Origin of the sequence: Flavobacterium sp. RHBU_3 (genome assembly GCF_046613565.1) — a bacterium.
Classification (GTDB): Bacteria; Bacteroidota; Bacteroidia; order Flavobacteriales; family Flavobacteriaceae; genus Flavobacterium.
Map to the genome: position 1 here is coordinate 249,610 of NZ_JBKJHC010000003.1, position 19,843 is coordinate 269,452.

The 19,843-nt window shown below is 41.0% G+C and carries 20 protein-coding genes; 12 read left to right on the plus strand and 8 right to left on the minus strand.

Going from position 1 to position 19,843, the window contains the following annotated elements:
* The first annotated feature begins 59 nt into the window (after positions 1-59).
* A complete protein-coding gene (locus ACLI1A_RS05410) occupies positions 60-1,454 on the plus strand; it encodes a TlpA family protein disulfide reductase (protein WP_411406894.1) in 1,395 nt (464 codons plus the stop codon).
* 80 nt (positions 1,455-1,534) lie between these two features.
* Here the strand turns inward: ACLI1A_RS05410 and ACLI1A_RS05415 are convergent, their stop codons facing one another.
* The 5 genes from ACLI1A_RS05415 to ACLI1A_RS05435 all read right to left on the minus strand — a co-directional run bounded on the left by ACLI1A_RS05415 (position 1,535) and on the right by ACLI1A_RS05435 (position 3,860).
* Positions 1,535-1,738 (minus strand): hypothetical protein, encoded by a 204-nt coding sequence (locus tag ACLI1A_RS05415; protein ID WP_411406896.1) that lies wholly within the window; start codon positions 1,736-1,738, stop codon positions 1,535-1,537.
* A gap of 133 nt (positions 1,739-1,871) precedes the next feature.
* Entirely contained in the window at positions 1,872-2,534 is a 663-nt protein-coding gene (gene mnmD, locus ACLI1A_RS05420; protein WP_411406898.1) for a tRNA (5-methylaminomethyl-2-thiouridine)(34)-methyltransferase MnmD, read from the minus strand.
* Positions 2,535-2,544: 10 nt separating this feature from the next.
* A complete protein-coding gene (locus tag ACLI1A_RS05425) occupies positions 2,545-2,748 on the minus strand; it encodes a hypothetical protein (RefSeq protein ID WP_411406900.1) in 204 nt (67 codons plus the stop codon).
* Positions 2,749-3,213 carry a hypothetical protein gene (locus ACLI1A_RS05430; RefSeq protein WP_411406902.1) on the minus strand — a complete coding sequence of 155 codons (465 nt, stop codon included), beginning with the start codon at positions 3,211-3,213 and terminating at the stop codon, positions 2,749-2,751.
* Positions 3,213-3,860, minus strand: coding sequence for a DUF4920 domain-containing protein (locus tag ACLI1A_RS05435; RefSeq protein WP_411406904.1), 648 nt, complete (start codon positions 3,858-3,860; stop codon positions 3,213-3,215). Before ACLI1A_RS05435 ends, ACLI1A_RS05430 begins: the two co-directional genes overlap by 1 nt.
* Positions 3,861-4,055: 195 nt before the next feature.
* Here ACLI1A_RS05435 and ACLI1A_RS05440 point away from each other — a divergent pair, with 195 nt between their 5' ends.
* Entirely contained in the window at positions 4,056-5,123 is a 1,068-nt protein-coding gene (locus tag ACLI1A_RS05440) for a branched-chain amino acid aminotransferase (protein ID WP_411406906.1), read from the plus strand.
* 169 nt (positions 5,124-5,292) lie between these two features.
* Here ACLI1A_RS05440 and ACLI1A_RS05445 read toward each other — a convergent pair whose 3' ends face one another.
* Positions 5,293-5,676, minus strand: a complete 384-nt coding sequence (locus tag ACLI1A_RS05445; RefSeq protein WP_411406908.1) for a hypothetical protein — start codon at positions 5,674-5,676, stop codon at positions 5,293-5,295.
* Positions 5,677-5,751: 75 nt separating this feature from the next.
* On the opposite strand from ACLI1A_RS05445, the gene ACLI1A_RS05450 reads away from it, so the two are divergent.
* The 9 genes from ACLI1A_RS05450 to ACLI1A_RS05490 all read left to right on the plus strand — a co-directional run bounded on the left by ACLI1A_RS05450 (position 5,752) and on the right by ACLI1A_RS05490 (position 13,933).
* A complete protein-coding gene (locus ACLI1A_RS05450; RefSeq protein ID WP_411406910.1) occupies positions 5,752-5,949 on the plus strand; it encodes a hypothetical protein in 198 nt (65 codons plus the stop codon).
* Positions 5,950-6,057: 108 nt separating this feature from the next.
* A complete protein-coding gene (locus ACLI1A_RS05455; protein WP_411406912.1) occupies positions 6,058-6,837 on the plus strand; it encodes a sensor histidine kinase in 780 nt (259 codons plus the stop codon).
* A complete protein-coding gene (locus ACLI1A_RS05460) occupies positions 6,834-7,442 on the plus strand; it encodes a response regulator (protein WP_411406914.1) in 609 nt (202 codons plus the stop codon). The genes ACLI1A_RS05455 and ACLI1A_RS05460 overlap by 4 nt, the downstream gene beginning before the upstream one ends.
* A gap of 214 nt (positions 7,443-7,656) precedes the next feature.
* On the plus strand, positions 7,657-8,250 hold the full coding sequence (locus ACLI1A_RS05465) for a penicillin-binding protein activator LpoB (protein WP_411406916.1): 594 nt from the start codon (positions 7,657-7,659) through the stop codon (positions 8,248-8,250).
* A gap of 27 nt (positions 8,251-8,277) precedes the next feature.
* Positions 8,278-10,128, plus strand: coding sequence for a COG3014 family protein (locus tag ACLI1A_RS05470; RefSeq protein ID WP_411406918.1), 1,851 nt, complete (start codon positions 8,278-8,280; stop codon positions 10,126-10,128).
* Positions 10,129-10,130: 2 nt separating this feature from the next.
* Positions 10,131-10,502: a hypothetical protein gene (locus ACLI1A_RS05475; RefSeq protein ID WP_411406920.1), complete on the plus strand. Its 372-nt coding sequence runs from the start codon at positions 10,131-10,133 to the stop codon at positions 10,500-10,502.
* Between the two features lie 78 nt (positions 10,503-10,580).
* Entirely contained in the window at positions 10,581-12,140 is a 1,560-nt protein-coding gene (locus ACLI1A_RS05480) for a GyrI-like domain-containing protein (RefSeq protein WP_411406922.1), read from the plus strand.
* Positions 12,141-12,144: 4 nt separating this feature from the next.
* The gene (locus ACLI1A_RS05485; RefSeq protein ID WP_411406924.1) at positions 12,145-13,203 is read left to right on the plus strand and encodes a transglutaminase domain-containing protein; all 1,059 of its coding nucleotides are present in this window, start codon (positions 12,145-12,147) and stop codon (positions 13,201-13,203) included.
* A 1-nt stretch (position 13,204) separates the two neighbouring features.
* Positions 13,205-13,933 (plus strand): 5'-methylthioadenosine/adenosylhomocysteine nucleosidase, encoded by a 729-nt coding sequence (locus ACLI1A_RS05490; RefSeq protein WP_411406926.1) that lies wholly within the window; start codon positions 13,205-13,207, stop codon positions 13,931-13,933.
* A 65-nt stretch (positions 13,934-13,998) separates the two neighbouring features.
* Here ACLI1A_RS05490 and hutH read toward each other — a convergent pair whose 3' ends face one another.
* Complete coding sequence (hutH, locus tag ACLI1A_RS05495; protein ID WP_411406928.1) at positions 13,999-15,507, minus strand: histidine ammonia-lyase; 1,509 nt, start codon at positions 15,505-15,507, stop codon at positions 13,999-14,001.
* Between the two features lie 69 nt (positions 15,508-15,576).
* Positions 15,577-17,076, minus strand: coding sequence for an NAD(P)H-hydrate dehydratase (locus ACLI1A_RS05500; protein ID WP_411406930.1), 1,500 nt, complete (start codon positions 17,074-17,076; stop codon positions 15,577-15,579).
* A 291-nt stretch (positions 17,077-17,367) separates the two neighbouring features.
* Between ACLI1A_RS05500 and thrA the strand changes: the two genes are divergently transcribed.
* Entirely contained in the window at positions 17,368-19,818 is a 2,451-nt protein-coding gene (gene thrA / locus ACLI1A_RS05505; protein ID WP_411406932.1) for a bifunctional aspartate kinase/homoserine dehydrogenase I, read from the plus strand.
* The last annotated feature ends 25 nt before the right edge of the window (positions 19,819-19,843 follow it).

A 19,843-nucleotide genomic window follows, 5' to 3' on the forward strand; every position in this document is an offset into this window, starting at 1 on the left:
TTTAACAGCCCTTATAACATAATAAAAATATTTTTGCTTTTTCACTATTATTCACCTGAATGTCTTGTATTCTTACTAAATGGCCTTTGTATATTATATTGCTGCTCCTTGTTTCCTGCGGGAGCGACGACAATAATTACACCGCATATTTTAGCGGACAAGTGAAAAATGCACGCCAACCCTACCTGCTTTTTAGCAGAGATAATAAAGTGGTAGACACCATAAAGCTAGATAAGGAAAACCACTTTTCGGTTAAGTTTGACTCACTAACTCCGGGCATGTACAGCTTTAAACTGGAGCCTGATTATCAATACATTTATTTTGACAAAAACGATAGCTTATCGGTTTATATAGATGCAAATGATTTTGACAAGTCTATAGTTTTTGGTGGACGTGGCGACCGAAAAAACAACTTTATGATGGAACTTTTTGCAATGCACGAAGTTTCGAAAGAAAATTCATACGATATTTTTTCTGAAAGCCCAGATAAGTACACCCATTTTATTGACTCGACTTATGCGTTAAGAGAAAAGTTTTACAAAAAAAGTAAAGAAGACATACAATGGAGCGAGGGTTTTGATTTTTATGCCCAATACCGCCTCAATCTGAATTACTATGCATATAAAGAATACTATGCATATGTGCATGCCAGGCGAACCGCTACAGATGTAAGACAGGATATTCCTAAAGATTTTTTCAGTTATAGAAAGAAAATAGATTTTAACAATAGTAAACTGGCCGGTTTTTCGCCCTTTGTACGCTATGGCATGGCACTGACTAACAATCTTGCTTACTACAAAACATTTTCTAAAGATGCTGAATTTAAAGAAAACACACTACAATACAGTATTAACAAGCTAAATATAGCCGACTCTGTTTTTAAAAATCCAAAGATTAAAAACCAGATATTAACTTCTATTGCTTTCGCTTATCTGCTTCAGGATCAAAATGTAGTAAACAATCAAAAGTTTTTACAACGCTACAGCCAGCTTTCTACTGAAAAAGGACCTGATAATGAGATTGAAAAAATGCAAAAAAGCATTAAAGAACTGTCTGCCGGTAATAAGCTACCGGCAATAGGGCTTACAAACCTTAACAACAAACCTTTTAATATAAGGCAGGAAATAGCACAAAAAACAGTGGTGTTTTTCTGGACAGGGTGTGCACGCATTAATCTTCAAAGGGTTTACGACAAAATAACTGAGCTAAAGGCAAAGTATAAAGACATAGATTTTATAGGTGTAAACGTAGATAACGATACAGAATGGCGAAAAGACCTGCAGGTATACAACCTGAAAGGTGTACAACAACTACGTGCTACTAATTTTGAAGAACTAAGGCAAAAGTGGGTACTTACCAAGATAAACCGTACTATAGTGCTAAACGCCGACGGAACCATTAAAAACGCTTTTACAAACCTGCTCGACGACGATTTTGTAAAAGAACTGAAATAACAGCAAAGGATTTTACTCATAAAAAACAAAACCGGTTGCCTATAACGGACAACCGGTTTTTTTAATAAAGGCAGCGACCTTTATTTTGTATTTTCTACTACTGTAAGACAAACCTGTAGTTCGGGCTTGTTTGTAGTAAACTTGTAAAGCCAGTCTATAAGCTGTTCCAGCTCATAAGGCAGTAACATTTTTAAGGCTTTTTCTACTTCCTTGCAAAACAATGATGGATCAAAACTCACGTTTTCCAGCACTGTCTTTGTGTAATTAAACATGGATGCAGGCATAAAATTATTGGTTTGAGTTTATGGTTATAAAAGAACGTGAGTGTAAAAGTATAAAATATTTCTCAACCTAAAAAACGAATTTCATAATTTTAACCTATTAAAATTTTTAATATGTTAATTATTTAACTCCTTTTTAATATTTAAACCCTCTAAGCATTTCGCGCTTTCCGGGTGGACCGGGAAGCTTTTCTGTAGTAAATCCGGCAGCTTTCATAGCATTCTTTATTACAGTACGGCAGGCATAGGTAACCAGTATACCGTTAGGCTTAAGCGCCTTGTACATTTTGGCAAAAATTTCCTCACTCCACAGCTCAGGCTGCGCATGAAACCCAAAAGCATCAAAATAAATGAGATCGTAAAGTTCGGTATCCTCTATATCCTGAAAAAACTTATGCTGCTTGTTTAACTCAAATTTATCACTCAGGTTAACAGGTAGCTCCCAAGCTACATTGTGCATAGTTTCATAAATTCCCGCATGTGCTACAGCATCCAGCTCAGTAACATAGTTTAGCTGCATAGCCTCTTCTACCGCCACCGGGTATGCCTCTACCCCTGTGTAATGAATTTGCTGACCTGTTTTTACAGTTTCAAGATATGTAATAAAGGCATTAAGCCCCGTACCAAAACCTATTTCTAAAACAGCAACAGGCTGGCCATTAGTTAAGGCCAGCCCGTTTTGTATAAATACATGATATGCTTCGCGTATTGCACCAAACTTAGAATGGTAACTCTCCTTCATATCCGGAAGGTGTATGGTTACAGATCCATCGCCGGTAACTATAATTTCTCGTTTCAAAATGGTGAATTTATTTCAGCAAAAATACCGAAAGTATGATGGAAACTAACAAACTGCCACCTAAAAAGATATTACGAAAATCGTCACCTTCAGCAAAAAGAGTTTTATAAGAATACTTCTTAAAAAGAAAAAGCCATCGTACGGCAGCACCAATACTATTCAAAATAACATTGATTAACATCCTAATTACAACTTCTCCTAATAACTCTTTCACTTACTTAATATAAAGTTTTTTAATCCTTGGTATAGGCCCACCACACTTACCTTCATGACAGTTAAGGCAGGCGGTAACAGCATCATTAAAATGCTGTTTAGCATTTTTCGGATCGTTATAAATAAGTTCCTGTGCCTTAATAAAATTAGCAGCCTGCTCGTTAAAAAACGCGTCACGGTCGCTTTCATCGGTCATGGCTGCAGAATGTATCTTTACTAAGTGCTCCGGAAAATGCCCCACAGCCTCACCTTTAAGAATGCGCTGTTTCAGCTGCTCGTTTTCTACATACATCTGCTCCATAAGCGCTGCCAGCTCGCTCATTTCATACATCTTAAACTCCTTCTTAGGCTTGGTACAGGCGGCGGCAGCTGTATCTTTCTTTACCGTTTCGGTTTTAGCAGGTGTTTCTTTCTTGCAAGCGGTAAGTGCAATAAAAATTACGGCCAGGATAAATACTTTCTTCATTATTTGCTTATCAGAACGCCATCGGCCATAAATCCGTACTTCACTTCAGGCTTGGTAATTTTAGCTATCTCCTCATCACTTTTTCCGCCGTCTTTGGCATAGTGCTTAAGCTGTGCTACCGATGTTTCACTCACAAACGCCTTACCGTGCACTATAGCTTCCTGTCCGCCTGCATTAAGCGGCACAAAGAATGCGTAATCTTTAAACTTAACAAACGACTCTTTACCCTGAGAAAGATCCAAAGACATCCAGCAGCCTTTCTTTTGGCAAACCTCTTTAATATTGGTTTTAAACTTTACAGTTACAGAGTCCCCTGGTTTCAGCGTACTGTATTTCTTAAGCATTTGCTCTTTGCTCATTGCATTATCAGCCAGTATCTTATCACCAAAAGATGCATAGTCTATTTTAGCAGCCGATACTTTCTTTTCGGCAGCTTCAGGCTTTTCAGGAGATTCTTTCGCCTCTACTGCTTCAGAAGACTCTTTTGCTTCAGGCGCCTCAGCATCATTGGTTACAGTATCGGTATCCACATTTAGTGTATCGTGTTCACCTTCTATAACCGTATTTTCGGTTTTAACTTCCGTTTCATTTTTCTTACAGGCAGCCATACTCATTAGTGCGGCAACAAGTACTAATGTTTTTCTCATTTTTAACTAATTTGGTCTTTAATGTGACAAATTTATACAGAAAGTTTAATTACAACAACTTAAGGTGGTTATTTATATTTCTTTGTTTCAGCAAATTGTTTTTTTATTTTTCATTTTTTTTTATTAAAAACGCCCTAACGATGATTTTTTAGTAAATTTGCGCAGACGCGAATAACCCTAAACTACAATACAATAATGAGCGGTAACCCTACTTTTGCCATTGAAGTGCACAAAGCCCAAACCTCAAAAATAGGAGCTGTAGACTTCAACAACCTGCCATTCGGAAACACATTTACAGACCATATGCTGTATTGTGATTACAAAGATGGACAGTGGGGTACTCCGGTTATTGAACCTTATGCCCCAATGCTTATGGACCCGTCGTCCAGGGTATTCCACTACGGACAGGCTATTTTTGAAGGCATGAAAGCCTACAAAGATGAGGATGATGATATTTGGCTTTTCAGACCCGACCAAAACTACCTTCGTTTTAACAAATCAGCAGTAAGGCTTGCTATGCCTGAAGTACCTGAGGATGTATTTATGGAAGGCCTTAAACACCTTATAGCACTGGATAGTGAATGGGTAAAAAAAGGAAAAGGTAACTCGCTGTATCTTCGCCCGTTTATGATTGCTACAGGCCACGGTGTTATAGCATCGCCATCGCAGGAATACAGGTTTATGATTATTATGTCTCCTGCTAAATCATACTATTCTGGCGAGGTTAAAGTACTTATTGCAGAACACTTTAGCCGTGCAGCAAATGGTGGCATAGGCGCAGCAAAAGCTGCCGGTAACTACTCGGCACAGTTTTACCCTACCAAGCTTGCTAATGAGCAAGGCTACCAGCAGGTAATATGGACGGATGACGCTACACATACCAAGCTTGAAGAAGCCGGTACCATGAATGTGTTTTTCCGTTTTAACGATACCCTTTGCACTGCACCTACAAGCGAGCGTATACTGGATGGTGTAACCCGTAAGAGTATTATAGAGCTTGCCGAAAAAGAAGGCTTAAAAGTAGAAGTTAGGCCAATACTGGTTAACGAACTTGTAGAAGGCTTAAAGAACGGCTCTCTGAAAGAAATTTTTGGAGCTGGTACAGCTGCCGTAGTTAACCCTATTATAGGCTTTAGCTACCAGGAAAACTACTACGAACTGCCTAAGCTTGAAAATCCGCTTTCGTTACAGATAAAAGATAAGCTTACAAATATTCAGCACAAACTAGCCGAAGACACATTTGGCTGGACAGTGAAGATTTAAACAACGGTTTACAGTTTTAGGTTTACAGCTTTAGAACTGGCTTAAATATAAAATGCCCTGAAAAAATTCAGGGCATTTTTTTTTGCCAGATGTTTACCATTACAAACTGTAAACTGTAAACTGTAAACTGTAAACTGTAAACTGTAAACTGTAAACTGTAAACTGTAAACTATTTAAGTATTTCCGTAAAATCAGGTTTAAAATAATTTGGGCCTTTCATTACTTTACCATCTTCACGGTAAATAGGCTCCCCGTTATCATCCAGCTTACTCATATTACTGCGTTGAATCTCATCAAACACCTCTTCTATTTTGTGTTGCAATCCATGCTCTATTATGGTTCCACAAAGTATATACAGCATGTCACCCAGAGCATCAGCTACTTCTACAAGATCGTTATTCTGCACAGCCTCCAGGTATTCTTCATTTTCCTCTTTCATAAGGTTGTAGCGCAGCATATTAATATTTTCACCAAGACTGGCGCGGGGTGCCTCACCTACCCCAAGTTTAAACGAAGTATGGAACAGCTTTACTGAGTCGAGTTGTTTTTTCATATTGCAAAAAATTTATGGATTAAAAATAAGCCTAAATAAGGGCTGTTGTTGTAGCTTTGCACAAAAGATTTCAACATGTTTTCTACCGGACAACTTGTATTTGCTGCACTATTTGTTATTGTATTTACCATAGCACTGGTATTTATGTACCGCAAAGACCTACCCCTGCACAAACTCTATTATAAGAGGACTTACCTTATACTGCTTGCGTTCCTGGGCTTTATAGCCTTGCTTTTTGTTATAAAATTACTTACCAAAGACACCGTACACTAAGAGTGTTAAAAAAATAAAAATCCCTATATATAGGGATTTTATAATGTTACAGTTTTGCCCAAATTTGTCCTCGGGAAAATTGCTAAACAGAAAACACGACTTAGATAAATGTTAACCGCAAGTATCATTGTAGTAATGCTGATATTATGTTTCGGCATACTTTATATAGTTTCAGATTACTACAGGCAAAAGTTGTCGCTGCAAAGCGAGCATATACGTTTCCTGGAAGTAGAAAACGACCTTAAAGACCATGAGATAGTAAGCCTGGACACCCTACTGAACAAGCAGGAACAAGAGCGAACAGTGGCCATGGATGAACTTCATGATAATCTGGGAAGTACAATTGCTGCCTTAAAAGCAAATTTTGAGAGCCTCAGCATCCTTAAACCTTTAGAAAATGAAAAGGAAAACCAATTGCTTTATAATACGGTACAACTATTAGACCAGGGGTATCAAAAGATAAAACGGCTGGGTACCAGTAAAAGCTTTGGTGTAGAAGCAAAGGAAGGTTTAGTACCCGCCTTAAAAAAACTTGGATCAATTGCGTCAGAAAATACAGGTATAAACTTTCAAATGCTTATCTTTAACCTATCCGAACGTTTGGGCAACGCTCAGGAAATAAGCATTTTAATCATTGTACACGAACTGTGCCTTAATATTGTAAAGCATAGCGAAGCTACCGAAGCCACCATTCAGCTTACCGGGCATGATGGGGTATTAAATATTATTGCCGAAGACAACGGCATAGGATTTAGCACACTAAAAGCCATGAAAAAAGGTAACGGACTGAAAGACATATCGGCCAGGGTAGCGCAGCTTGGCGGTACATTTAATACAGACTCCGCTTTAGGCAGAGGTGCTACAATACTAATAGATATACCGATATGATAACCATAGCCATAGCCGAAGACCATCAGGCCCTTATAGACGGCATGAAAGTGTTTCTGGAATACGAAAAAGGGATTTCTATAGTAGGTGAAGCCAATAACGGCGCCAGTCTATTAGAGATTGTACGACTGAAAAGACCACATGTGGTTCTTACAGACATACGCATGCCTGTTATGGATGGAATAAGCGCTACAAAGGCTATAAAACAGGAATTTCCGCATTGTAAGGTGATTGCCTTTACCATGTTCGACCAGGAAGAGGCTATTACGCAAATGCAGGCTGCAGGGGCGTCGGGTTATATACTAAAGAGTTCATCTTTAAAAGAAGTAACAGCTGCTATAAAGGCCGTTTATCATGGCGAAACGTATTTTAATGCAGGGCAACAATCTTTGGCTCCAAAACAGCCGGAAGTTATATTAAGTAAACGGGAAACCGAAATACTAAAACTGGTAGGACAGGGAAAAACATCTCAGGAAATAGCCGACATATTGATTATAGAAAAATCTACGGTAGACACACACCGTAAAAACATTTTAAGAAAATTAAACCTACAGGGAAAAAACGACTTGCTACGCTACTCTGTAGAAAAGAAATACGATTTTTAGAAAAGAAAAACGCAATGCTTCTTAGTAAAATCTACAACAGGTGTTACCGCATTGCAGAAGAGCAACTAAATTTTTATTTTAGTTATTTGTAGTTGGTTTAGGAAATGGGTCCCTTGTTAAGGGACCCATGGTTTTTATTTGGCATACTCTTTGATTTAACACGTTTAATCATAATAAAACATCATAATTTCACATTAATCAAAAAACAAAACACATGAAAAAAAATATCTTCACCCTGCTTGCTGTGGCTTCACTTGGATTAGCACTAACAAATTGCTCGTCTAAGCAACCTGTAGAACGCGTAAATGAAAACAGTGTTACCGACCTTAGCGGACGCTGGAACGATACCGACTCTCGACTTACAGCAGAAGAAATTACCGCCGAAATGATGGATCACTCTTGGTACAGCACTTTTGCAAGCGAAAACGGAGCGAAGAAACCGGTAATTATTGTAGGGCTTATTACAAATAAATCACACGAACATATAGCTACCGAAACTTTTTCTAAAGACATAGAAAAAGCAATCATAAATTCAGGCCGCATGAAACTGGTACAGGCCGGTAACATGCGCGAGGAAGTACGTGCAGAACGCGCCGACCAGCAAAACAATGCTGCACAAAATACTATTAAGAAATTTGGCATGGAGCACGGCGCCGATTTTATGCTTCAGGGTACAGTAAACTCTATAGTAGACCAGGGCAAAAAAGAAAAAGCCGTTTACTACCAGATAGACCTGGAACTTACCAATATTCAAACCAATGAAAAGGTATGGATAGGTGACAAAAAGATTAAAAAAATCGTACGATAATTGAGGCAACTTTCTTTTTTTGAACAGATGAAAAGAGCCGTAAACTTTGTTGCCGCCCCACTACGGGCGGCACTTTTACTCTTATTGGTATGCATTACTTCCTGTGCTACCTATAACGACAAGATTACCGATGTGCACCAGGAAATGGTAAACGGGCGTTTTAAAAACGCTTCGGGTCTTTTAGATAAAAATGCCTTTCTTGGTAAAAAGCGCAATAAACTTCTTTATCTGCTGGAAAAAGGTAAAATGGAGCACATTAGTGGCAACTACGAAGAAAGCAACAGGCTTTTTGAGGAAGCGTACATACTTGTAGACGATAGGATAAAAACCTCTGCCGGACATGCAGTAGCTGCAAACCTGACTAATCCCATGGCAGCACCCTACAAAGGAGAGGATTTTGAAAAAGTAACCATACACTATTACAAGGCCATTAACTACTTTATGCTGGGACAACCGGACGAAGCACTGGTAGAAGCCAAACGCATCGACCTGAAATTACAAGAGCTTAACAACCGCTATAAAGACAACAAAAACAAATACACCCAGGACGCTTTTAGCCAGATATTGCAGGGCATTTTATATGAAAGCACAGGCGATATAAACAACGCGTTTATTGCCTACCGTAATGCCGAAGAAATTTATACCGCGGCAGGTGGCACCTATTATGGCGTAACACTGCCAAAACAGCTTCAGGCCGACCTGTTGCGTACCGCATACGCACTTGGCTTTACAGAAGAATATAATAAGTATTTGGTTCAGTTTAATCTTCCTGCTACAAGCCCTCCGCCCGCACCTAACGTTTATGGAGAGGCTATTGTTTTTTGGGAAAACGGATTAGGCCCGGTTAAAGATCAAGTAGTGGTTACAGCATCGGGTGCGGGTAGTTTTTTTTACGGCACCTATATGGAAGATGGGGTCGTACAACAAATACTAATTCCCATACCAATGGGATCTAACCTGGGCACCATTAATGCCGTTGCCATACCTAAATACAACCGCAGTATAAGCTATTACAGTAAAGCATCCCTTACTGTAAACGGCCGGGAACAATACTTTGAAACCGCACAGGATTTTTATCCGATAGCAAAGCAATGCCTTAACGACCGTAACCTGCGCGAAACAGTAAATATTGTTACCCGTTTTGCTACAAAAAAGGCAGGCAGCATACTGCTACAGGAAGTAGCAAGACAGGCTGTAGGCAAAGACGGTGCCGAACTTATACGATTAGGAGCCGATGCTGCAGGAGCCATTACAGAAAAAGCGGACACCCGAAACTGGCAAACGCTACCGGCTACTATCAGCTATACACGTGTGCCATTGAACCCTAACGGCGAAAACAAGTTTACCATAAAAAAATATGGCCCGGGTAATATAATAGACACCGATACCATAAACATTCCTTATAAAAGAGGCCTGCAAATAGTAAACTACTTTGACTTGGGGCGTACACAGGTATTACCTGTAGACACATCTGTTAAAACAAGTCCTGCTGCTCCACCTACCGTAAAAATGGATGCAAAGTACACTGAGAAGTACAACAAATGGGTGGATACTGATAAAGGCATATCATACATGGTAGAGTACTATCCGCAGATTGTAGAGGGTAAAAATGTTTGGGGTAAAAAAATCAAGTTTAAAACCACGTTGCCATCTAACTTAAAAGTGACCTATGCTATAACCGATAAGCCTTATACAGATAAGATAAAGCTTGTAACTTTAGATGAGTTTGAAAAACTACAGGATGAAGGCAAAGCTACTGATGTGTATTACTATCTTACAGATACTGTAAAACCTAATACAGAAACCCAGGGCTGGTATCCTTTCGTGCAGGAGGGCGCTGATTGTTATGTAACCATTGTAAAAGTTGAAAATCAATAGCCATGAAAAAACTAGGATTATTTCTACTGCTGCTAATATCAACTGTGGCATTTGCACAGCAAAAAGAGCAGAACGAATGGCAAAATACCAGCTGCTACAGCAAAATACAGTTCAAACTAAAATATGAAGGCAAAAATGGTGACCGTCATATATGGAAGGTGCAGTTTAAAAGTAGTTATGAAACCGTAATTTCTTTTAACTACCATATAAGCGATGAATCGGGGCAGTATGAGGCCACTACCCATAGAAAAGTACTGAACCCCGGAACCGTAAGCGCTGAAATAGAAACATATACTGATAGCGAAAATATTTTTTTAACTGTAGATAAAGTAAGCCTTTCTCCTTACCCAAATAATTTTATAGATTGCGAGTAATCACTTTTCTATAAAATACGCCCCGGTTATAGGGATTTACGGAATTATTTATAATTTTACAGGAATTTATTCCCGTTAATGAAAATTGCAAAATATGTTTTTCTGTTACTGCTTTTGGCAGCTATAGCGCTTACCGTGTTTATAGCTACCCAAAACGGCACCTATACCATAGAAAAACATACCGTAGTAAATGTGCCAAGACCAGTGCTGTATAACTACGTAAACGATTTTAAAAACTGGGAAAACCTGGGCATGCTTAAGGGTGCCGACTCTACCGCAACATTTAAATACAGTGGCAGGACATCGGGTGCCGGAGCATTCATGAAATGGGAAAGCGCTAAAGGCTCAGGAAATATAACCACTATAGCTAACGCTGAAAATGATTCCATTTCCCAAAAAACGGAAGTAGATAACCTTGAAAGCAGCTTAGCATGGAAGTTTAAGGATACTCTTAAATCAACACGGGTAAGTATAAAACTTACGGGTAAACTTACCTTTATGGAAAAAGCTGAGGCACTTATAAAAGGCGGCATCAGTAAAAACTACGAAAAAAATATTCAGCAGGGTCTAGAAAACCTTAATGCTTATTTAGTTACCGAACTGCGTAACTATAAAATAGACATTAAGGACATTGTTACCAAAAAAGGGGCTTTCTATCTTGGGCATACCATAAAATCTCCGTTGGATAAAGTAAATGGACTCTCAGTTGAACAGTTTGAAAAGCTGGAGGCATTTGCCAAGCAAAATAATATGGCTATTAACGGCGTACCGTTTATCATTTATAAAAATCTTGATAAAACAGCTAAAACCGCCGATTGTACATTTGCCATTCCGCTTAAAGAAGCCATATTTACCAGTGCCGGAAGCGAATACAACGGTGGCGAGATTATCCCTTTTAAAGCACTAAAAACATCCCTAAAGGGCGACTATTCGCACCTTCCTGCCGCCTGGAAAAAAGCCTGGCAGCACGTAGCAGAAAAAACACTTGAAGAAAATACTACCGGGGAATACCTTGAAATATATACCAAAAACATAAAACAAACCCGTAGGCCATCGCAATGGCAAACGGATATATACATTCCTATTGGTAAACCTATAATAGTGGATTCGCTGAGCACCCAGCCTGTTTTACCACCTATAAACGACGCTACCGTGGCACCGGCAACAAACCAGCCAGTAAAACCCGCAATAAAACCGCAAACTGGAACTAAACCTGTTACCACTCCGGGTACAAAACCGCAGCAAACAGCACCTAATACAGTTCCGGCAACCGGAACCTCTACACCTGCTACCGGCACAAAACCTTCAGGTACTACTGCAAGTTCTTTAACCAGGACTCAGGGCGGTACCGGAGTTAAGCCTACAGGTACAACAACAGGCAACAGGACAGGTACAGGGACTACTACAGGTGGACGTACCACAACATCTAACAGTACACCTTCGGGGCGTACTGCGGGGTCAAGGACATCAACAAACCAGGCTACCGGCGGTGGGCGTACTACGGGTACATCGGGTACCACAACCGGTACAGCGCCAAGAACACGTACCACTACAGCACCGGCAACCACTACACCGCGAAGCACATCAACTACCACCAGTAATAAAGGCGATGACGGATTAAATCCGCCAAGAGGCTAATGCCATGAAATCCTCACGGCCACACCACCTACTCTACCATCTATTACTACTGTTTTGTGTCACTGCTTTTGCGCAGGCTCCTCAAACCGATTTTACGCAACTTGACAGCATTTCCCGTAAAAAAAAATATAACGGTGATTTACCTTTGCTGGTAAGCCAACTTACCGAAAGCTGCACTACACAAACCGAAAAAGCCCGTGCCATTTTTGTATGGATAACTGACAATATAGCTTACGACTGTAAGGCTTTTAATAAGCATAAACTACCGAAGCGTCCCAAACCTAAAAAGGGTAAAAATTATAACGACATTGTAGCCCAGTGGAAAATAGACTATACCAACAGGGTATTAAGGAAAGGGAAAGCCGTATGCGAGGGTTATGCAATGTTGTTTAAACGCATGTGCGATTATGCAGGATTACAAACTGATTATGTTCCCGGATATGTAAAGAATCAGCCTAATCAGATAGGTCGTATGGGCACAAATGACCATGCCTGGAACGGGATAATACTCGATGAAAAATACTATTTCCTGGATGTTACATGGGCTGCAGGAGGCTGTACTATAGATAAGAAAGGACATCTGGATGAATTCTTCAAAAGCTTTAATAATTTTTATTGGCTTACACCCACTGAAAAATTTTGCATGGATCATTACCCCGAAGACAAAACCAATCCAGGGGCAGCTGAATACCCTGTAGAAAAATACCGCGACAATCCTTATATCAAAAAAGATTATATAAGAAATACAGAAATAACACTGCCTTCAAAAGGAATTGTAGAAGCCAAATTAGGAAGCGTACTTACCTTCAGCTTTAATACCGATGCTTATTTTGAAAAAATATCTCTCAATACCAATACAAAACGGCAAAAAACATATACCATCAATAAAGATGAGAGTAATAAATATTTAGAATATACAGAAGACCTTACGGTTATTCCTTTTTCCAAAAACGACAAACAATATACATTTCAATATACAGTAACAAACCCGAATGTGCGGTTTATTGAAGTATATTTGGACGACGAAATGGTAATGCGTTTCAATATTAAAGTGAACAAATAACATGACAGACACCATTATAGGCATTATGGGCGCCATGCCCCAGGAAATAAACGGCATTATTCCACTGATACAAAGCCCTCTGGAGACCACCATAGGCCGCCGTACATACACCCATGGCACTATAAATGGTATACGTGTGGTTTTGGTGTTTTCGCGTTGGGGTAAGGTAGCCGCAGCGGCTACTACCGCAACGCTGATTAACGAATTTAAAGTAAGCCGTATCCTGTTTATGGGTGTGGCAGGCGGTATTGCTCCTGAGCTAAACATAGGAGACGTAGTAGTAGCCGACCGACTGATTCAGCATGATATTGATGCCCGCCCAATTATGGAGGAATTCCAGATACCGTTGTTGGGGAAAAAATTCCTGGATGCCGATGCCACGTACCGTGATAAAGCCGCTAAAGCCATTAGCCAACTCATTCTCCGTACTCCTGCCGAGGGTTATAACCCAAAAGTGATAGTGGGCGACATAGCCAGTGGCGACCGTTTTTTTGCTACCTCAGCTGATAAACAGAACCTGCTTGCAAAACTCCCTACCATACAATGTGTGGAAATGGAAGGCGCAGCAGTAGCCCAAGTATGCTTTGAGCACGATATTCCGCTTACAGTAATCCGTATTATCTCTGATACTGCCGATGAAGAATCTCCTGCCGATTTCCTGCATTTTATAGAAACCGTAGCAAGTACATTTTCCTCTAAAATAATAGAAGCGCTATTCCTTGCAGAGTAGCGCTTCTATTATATACTCGGATTTATTTTCAGTCTAAAGATCTAAGAATCTGAAAATCCAATAATCTATTCGTAAACCACTTCATCTATCTGCAAATTATGCAGGAAAGACAAGGTGTTTTCTATATCATAATGCAGTATGCGGTCTTCGGTTACAACCGGTACTTCCTCGCGGTACGAGCTGATAAACATTTCAAGGAAATCACTCGACTTTAACGGCCTGCGGAATTCCAGTGCCTGCGAAGCATTCATTAGCTCTATGGCAAGGATACGCTCCAGGTTCTCCATTATTCGTAGTGTTTTGGTAGCGGCATTAGCCCCCATACTTACGTGGTCTTCCTGACCGTTGCTCGATACTATGCTGTCTACACTGGCCGGGGTGGCTAGCTGCTTGTTCTGGCTTACGATACTTGCCGCAGTGTACTGTGGTATCATAAAGCCGGAATTAAGTCCTGGGTTGCTCACTAAAAATGGCGGCAAACCACGAAGCCCACTGATAAGTTGGTAGGTACGGCGCTCTGATATGCTGCCCAACTCAGCTAGGGCTATACCCAGAAAATCTAGCGTAAGCGCCAGTGGTTGCCCGTGGAAGTTACCCCCCGAAATGATTTCGTCGCTTTCCACAAATATATTAGGGTTATCGGTAACCGAGTTTATTTCGGTACGGAACACTTTTTTTACGTAATCAATAGTATCTTTTGTAGCACCATGCACTTGCGGTATACAACGGAAACTGTACGGATCCTGTACGTGCTTTTTAGGCTGTGCTATGATTTCGCTATCCTCAAGCAGCTCGTTCATACGGCGTGCCGTAACAATCTGCCCCTTATGCGGACGTACTATGTGTATGTGCTCGTTAAACGGCTCTATACGTCCGTCAAAGCCTTCAAGCGATACAGCACTTATAACATCGGCTAAATACGAGTATTTAACAGCTCTAAGTAGTACATGAACGCCGTACGCACTCATAAACTGTGTACCGTTTAGCAGGGCAAGGCCTTCTTTGCTTTTTAATACAATAGGCTCCCAGCCAAAACTTGCCAACACCTTGTGCGCTGGCTGACGGAAACCATCAGCAAATACCTCGCCCTCTCCAATCAAAGGTAATGATAGGTGCGCCAATGGCGATAAATCGCCCGATGCACCTAGCGACCCTTGGTTATACACTACAGGAAGTATATCATTATTATAAAAATCGATAAGGCGCTCCACCGTTACCAGCTGCACCCCGCTATTACCGTAACTAAGCGACTGTATTTTTAGTAACAGCATTAGTTTCACAATAGCTTCCGGTACCACATCACCGGTACCGCAAGCGTGCGACTTTACAAGGTTTTCCTGAAGTTTAGAAAGGTTATCAGTGTCAATCTTTACATTATACAACGCCCCAAAACCTGTATTGATGCCATAAATGGGGGTTTCGTGCGTTTCCATTTTCTTATCCAGGTAAGCACGGCATTTTTCTATGTTTCCGCGGGCTTCCTCGCTAAGGGCAAGCTTCATATCCTGCGACAGGATTGTGTTCACAATTTCAAGCGAAAGGATATCACTGCTTATATAATGTATGTTGTCCATCAGGTACTGATTTTTGAAAGCCCAAAATTCACTATTCTGCAATTAAAAAACAACAATTTTACCAATAATTCATTTTTGTCGGCACTCGTTCTCAATCGTTATATACGCTTTGCCCAGATATTGCAGGATATCCGACGCAGTGAAGGCCTGCATACTGGTTTCGGCAATTGCTACATCGGCGGTTAGCCCGTGGAGATACACCCCAAAAATAGCCGCATCAACAGGATTATACCCCTGTGCCAGCAGCCCGGTAATGATTCCCGTAAGGCAATCGCCACTACCACCGGTAGCCAGTGCAGCATTACCAGTAGAGTTTACATAAACGCTTTCGCCTGAAACAATCATTGTATGGGCATCTTTGGCTACCAAAATCAATTTATGCTCCATACTGAAAGCTTTCATTTTACTAAGCTTGTCAAAATCATCATGCCAGCTCCCCATAAGGCGTTCAAGTTCCTTAGGGTGAGGCGTAAGGATAGAGTGTTCGGGGAGGTACTGTAACCAATCTTTGTTTTGTGCCAAAATGTTTAGCGCATCAGCATCTATCACCAAGGGTTTGGTTTGCAGCTTTAAAAAATTGAGTATAGCTTCTTGAGTTTCGGGATGCTGACCAATACCCGGTCCTATACCAATAGCTTTCGGTTCAAAATCGAAACTGATTTTTTGTATGTGGGTATCGCCATCCGTCAGCGCCATAGCTTCGGGGAAATAACCCTGCATAACCTCGTAGCCGCATTTAGGCAAATAAGTCGTTACGAGTCCGCAACCCGCTTTTAAAGCAGCCTTGGCAGATAAACACACCGCTCCTATTTTACCATAGCTTCCGCCAATGATGAGTGCATGCCCCTGTGTACCTTTGTGTGCATGGGGCTTTACCGGCCGGTACCGCGTACCTATTTCTTTTCTGTCTATATAATAAAAATGAGTAGGCGTATTGGCAATAAAGTCTTTATCAAGACCAATATCCAGCACCGCAATTTTATTTACAAATTCGCAATTACCCGGCAGGAAAAAAGCCAGCTTCGGGAACTGGAATGTGAGTACATAGTCACTCTTTACCGCAACCTCGGTAGGCTTATCCATAAACAATCCGCTTGGGGTATCTATAGATATAACATAGGCTTCGCTCCTATTTATCTTTTCAACTACTGTTTTTACAGCCTCGGGCAATTCCCGATTCAGCCCAATGCCAAATAACGCATCGATATATATAAGTTTACCTTTTTCGTAAGGATAGGCAATGTCTGTATTAATGTTAATACCGCTTTCCTGCAAATGCTTTAATGCCAACTCAAAATCAGGTGTTGGACTGCCCGCCTCCTCTATAATGTCAACTTTTACCGCATAGTGGTCGTTGTGTAGCAGCCGTGCTATTACCAGTCCGTCTCCGCCGTTGTTACCGCGTCCGCAAAACACATGGAAAGTGGTCTCCTTATCGGCAAAGTGTTTTTTAATCCACAAAAAAGCCTCAGTTGCGGCACGCTCCATCAACTCATAAGAAGTAATTTGCTGTGCAGTTATTGTAGTTTTATCAGCTTCCCTAATGTTTTTTGTGTCAAAAATCTTCATACACCCTTTAATTTGTTGAATTTTTAGAATATCCCTAAAAAGCCCCTATCCATTTGGCTGGCTATGTAAAATTATTACATTTGTAACTATATGAATCACGTTGCCAATAAATATTTAACAATAGCTACCTCGTTTACCGGGGCTATTGGCATTATTGGCACAACAACAACAACCATCACCCCGTGCGGGGTATAATCATTTACATATAGCCACGTTAAGGGTTATTTTCGGGAGAAAATAGCGGAACCCTCTGTATTTAAATCCATATATTTACCGAAAACCATTTCAGAAATGAATGTTATAAAGTTTGGCGGAACCTCTGTAGCCAATGCGCAAAACATACAGCGCTCTATCAATATCATCAAACAAAAACGAGAAAAAGAATCTGTAATCGTAGTAGTATCAGCCCTTGGAGGTGTAACCGATTTACTACTGAATGCCGCCACACAGGCATCTGAAAAACAGGACAACTATAAAGAAATACTGGAAACAGTAGAAAAACGTCACCTGGATACCGTTAAAGAACTGATTCCGGTAGCAGGACAAAGCGCAGTACTGAGCCACGTAAAACGTGAGCTAAACCGACTGGAAACACTAATGGATGGCTGCTCGTTACTGGGCGAACTATCTGAGCGTACCAAAGACCTTATTGTTTCTTTTGGTGAAATGCTCTCATCATATATAATATCGGAAGCACTGAAAGCCCAAGGCGAAGACGCTGCCCTTGCCGACAGCCGAGAACTAATACAAACCAACAGCCGTTTTGGTAAAGCATCGGTAGACTTTGACGCCACCAACAAACTGATATTTGACTACTACGAACGTAGCAACAAACAGGTAACGGTTATGCCGGGCTTCATCGCCAAATCGGCAGATGGGCATACCACCACCCTGGGCCGTGGCGGATCGGACTATACCGCAGCCATTGTAGCCGCAGCGCTTGAGGTACCTTCACTTGAAATTTGGACGGATGTAAACGGTATTTTCACTGCAAATCCTAAGCTGGTAAAGCAAGCCGAGCCCATACCTTACATTACCTTTGAGGAAGCTATGGAACTTTCGCATTTTGGTGCCAAAGTATTGTATGCTCCTACCATTCAGCCCATACTGAACAAGGACATTACCCTACACATAAAAAATACTTTTGAGCCCGAAGCCCACGGTAGTGTGATTAGCAAGGTGCCGGAGGTGAAAAGCGATAACCCTATCCGCGGTATAAGCAACGTAGACAACACTACCCTGATTACCCTTGAGGGGCCGGGTATGGTGGGCGTTGCAGGTTTCTCTAAACGTTTGTTTGACGTTATCAGTAAAGAAAACGTAAGCGTTATCTTCATTACACAGGCGTCATCTGAGCATTCTATTTGCCTTGGTATTGCCGATAACGAAGCGGCTAAAGCCGAAGCCGCCATTAATGCCGAATTTAGTTTTGAAATCCAACAGGGAAAAATATACCCTGCCATTATAGAAAACGGACTTAGCATTATAGCCGTGGTGGGCGAAAACATGAAAAACCACCAGGGGCTTAGCGGACGTATGTTTAGCACTCTTGGTAAAAATAACATCAACATCAGGGCTATAGCTCAGGGTGCCAGCGAGCGTAACATTTCTGCCGTAATAGACAGTAAGGATGTAAAAAAAGCGCTGAATACCCTGCACGAAACCTTTTTTGAAGATGCTACAGTACAGCTGAACCTGTTTGTTATGGGTGTAGGCAATGTTGGCGAACGCTTTATAGCCCAAATACAAAAACAGGCGCAATACCTGCGCGATAACTTGCACCTGAATGTACGTATAGCAGGCCTTGCCAACTCGCGTACCATGTATTTTGATGAGGAAGGCATAGACCTTGAAAACTGGAAAGCGTTACTACCTCAAGGTGAAGCCAGTGATTTTGACGGTTTCATTAAAAAGATAAAAGCACTGAACCTGCGCAACAGCATTTTTGTAGACAACACTGCCAGCCATGAGGTTGCTGCTACTTATGCACAATACCTTAAGAGCAGTATAGGCGTGGTTACCTGTAACAAAGTGGCTTGTTCGTCTGAGTTTTCTAACTACAAGTACCTGAAAAACCTGAGCAGGCAGTACAACGCGCCATTCTTGTTTGAAACAAACGTGGGTGCAGGATTGCCTATTATAGACACCCTTAAAAACCTGGTGGCCAGCGGCGACCGCGTGCATAAAATACAGGCAGTACTAAGCGGTAGCCTTAACTTTATCTTTAATAATTTTAATGATACAACGGCTTTCCGCGATGTGGTAAAACAGGCTATGGTGGAAGGCTATACCGAACCCGACCCTAAGATTGACCTTAGTGGCGTGGACGTAAAACGTAAACTCGTTATCCTTATCCGTGAAAGTGGTTACGAAATGGAGATTGACGATATAGCAACCATTTCATTCCTGCCGGATGAGTGTATGGCTACCACCAATAACGACGACTTTTTGGTTTCGCTTGAGAAAAATGCCGACCACTTTAATGCACTATACAAAAAAGCTGCAGACAATGGCGACCGCCTGAAATTTGTGGCATCATTTGAAAACGGCAAAGCAAATGTTGGGCTACAATTTATACCGCAGTCGCATCCGTTTTATAACCTGGAGGGTAAAGACAACATTGTACTGTTTTACACCGACCGCTATGCCGATCAGCCACTGATTATAAAAGGTGCAGGTGCAGGAGCCGATGTAACCGCCTCAGGTATTTTTGCAGATGTAATCAGGATAGGAAACAGGTAAGACGTGCCACTAATTTCACGAATTA

Bases quoted from the DNA above. Each gene is read 5' to 3' on its own strand.
- ACLI1A_RS05410 (WP_411406894.1), top strand. From the start codon at position 60: ATGTCTTGTATTCTTACTAAATGGCCTTTGTATATTATATTGCTGCTC.
- ACLI1A_RS05415 (WP_411406896.1), bottom strand. From the start codon at position 1,738: ATGCCTGCATCCATGTTTAATTACACAAAGACAGTGCTGGAAAACGTG.
- ACLI1A_RS05430 (WP_411406902.1), bottom strand. From the start codon at position 3,213: ATGAAGAAAGTATTTATCCTGGCCGTAATTTTTATTGCACTTACCGCT.
- ACLI1A_RS05435 (WP_411406904.1), bottom strand. From the start codon at position 3,860: ATGAGAAAAACATTAGTACTTGTTGCCGCACTAATGAGTATGGCTGCC.
- ACLI1A_RS05440 (WP_411406906.1), top strand. From the start codon at position 4,056: ATGAGCGGTAACCCTACTTTTGCCATTGAAGTGCACAAAGCCCAAACC.
- ACLI1A_RS05445 (WP_411406908.1), bottom strand. From the start codon at position 5,676: ATGAAAAAACAACTCGACTCAGTAAAGCTGTTCCATACTTCGTTTAAA.
- ACLI1A_RS05450 (WP_411406910.1), top strand. From the start codon at position 5,752: ATGTTTTCTACCGGACAACTTGTATTTGCTGCACTATTTGTTATTGTA.
- ACLI1A_RS05455 (WP_411406912.1), top strand. From the start codon at position 6,058: ATGTTAACCGCAAGTATCATTGTAGTAATGCTGATATTATGTTTCGGC.
- ACLI1A_RS05460 (WP_411406914.1), top strand. From the start codon at position 6,834: ATGATAACCATAGCCATAGCCGAAGACCATCAGGCCCTTATAGACGGC.
- ACLI1A_RS05465 (WP_411406916.1), top strand. From the start codon at position 7,657: ATGAAAAAAAATATCTTCACCCTGCTTGCTGTGGCTTCACTTGGATTA.
- ACLI1A_RS05470 (WP_411406918.1), top strand. From the start codon at position 8,278: ATGAAAAGAGCCGTAAACTTTGTTGCCGCCCCACTACGGGCGGCACTT.
- ACLI1A_RS05475 (WP_411406920.1), top strand. From the start codon at position 10,131: ATGAAAAAACTAGGATTATTTCTACTGCTGCTAATATCAACTGTGGCA.
- ACLI1A_RS05480 (WP_411406922.1), top strand. From the start codon at position 10,581: ATGAAAATTGCAAAATATGTTTTTCTGTTACTGCTTTTGGCAGCTATA.
- ACLI1A_RS05485 (WP_411406924.1), top strand. From the start codon at position 12,145: ATGAAATCCTCACGGCCACACCACCTACTCTACCATCTATTACTACTG.
- ACLI1A_RS05490 (WP_411406926.1), top strand. From the start codon at position 13,205: ATGACAGACACCATTATAGGCATTATGGGCGCCATGCCCCAGGAAATA.
- hutH (WP_411406928.1), bottom strand. From the start codon at position 15,507: ATGGACAACATACATTATATAAGCAGTGATATCCTTTCGCTTGAAATT.
- ACLI1A_RS05500 (WP_411406930.1), bottom strand. From the start codon at position 17,076: ATGAAGATTTTTGACACAAAAAACATTAGGGAAGCTGATAAAACTACA.
- thrA (WP_411406932.1), top strand. From the start codon at position 17,368: ATGAATGTTATAAAGTTTGGCGGAACCTCTGTAGCCAATGCGCAAAAC.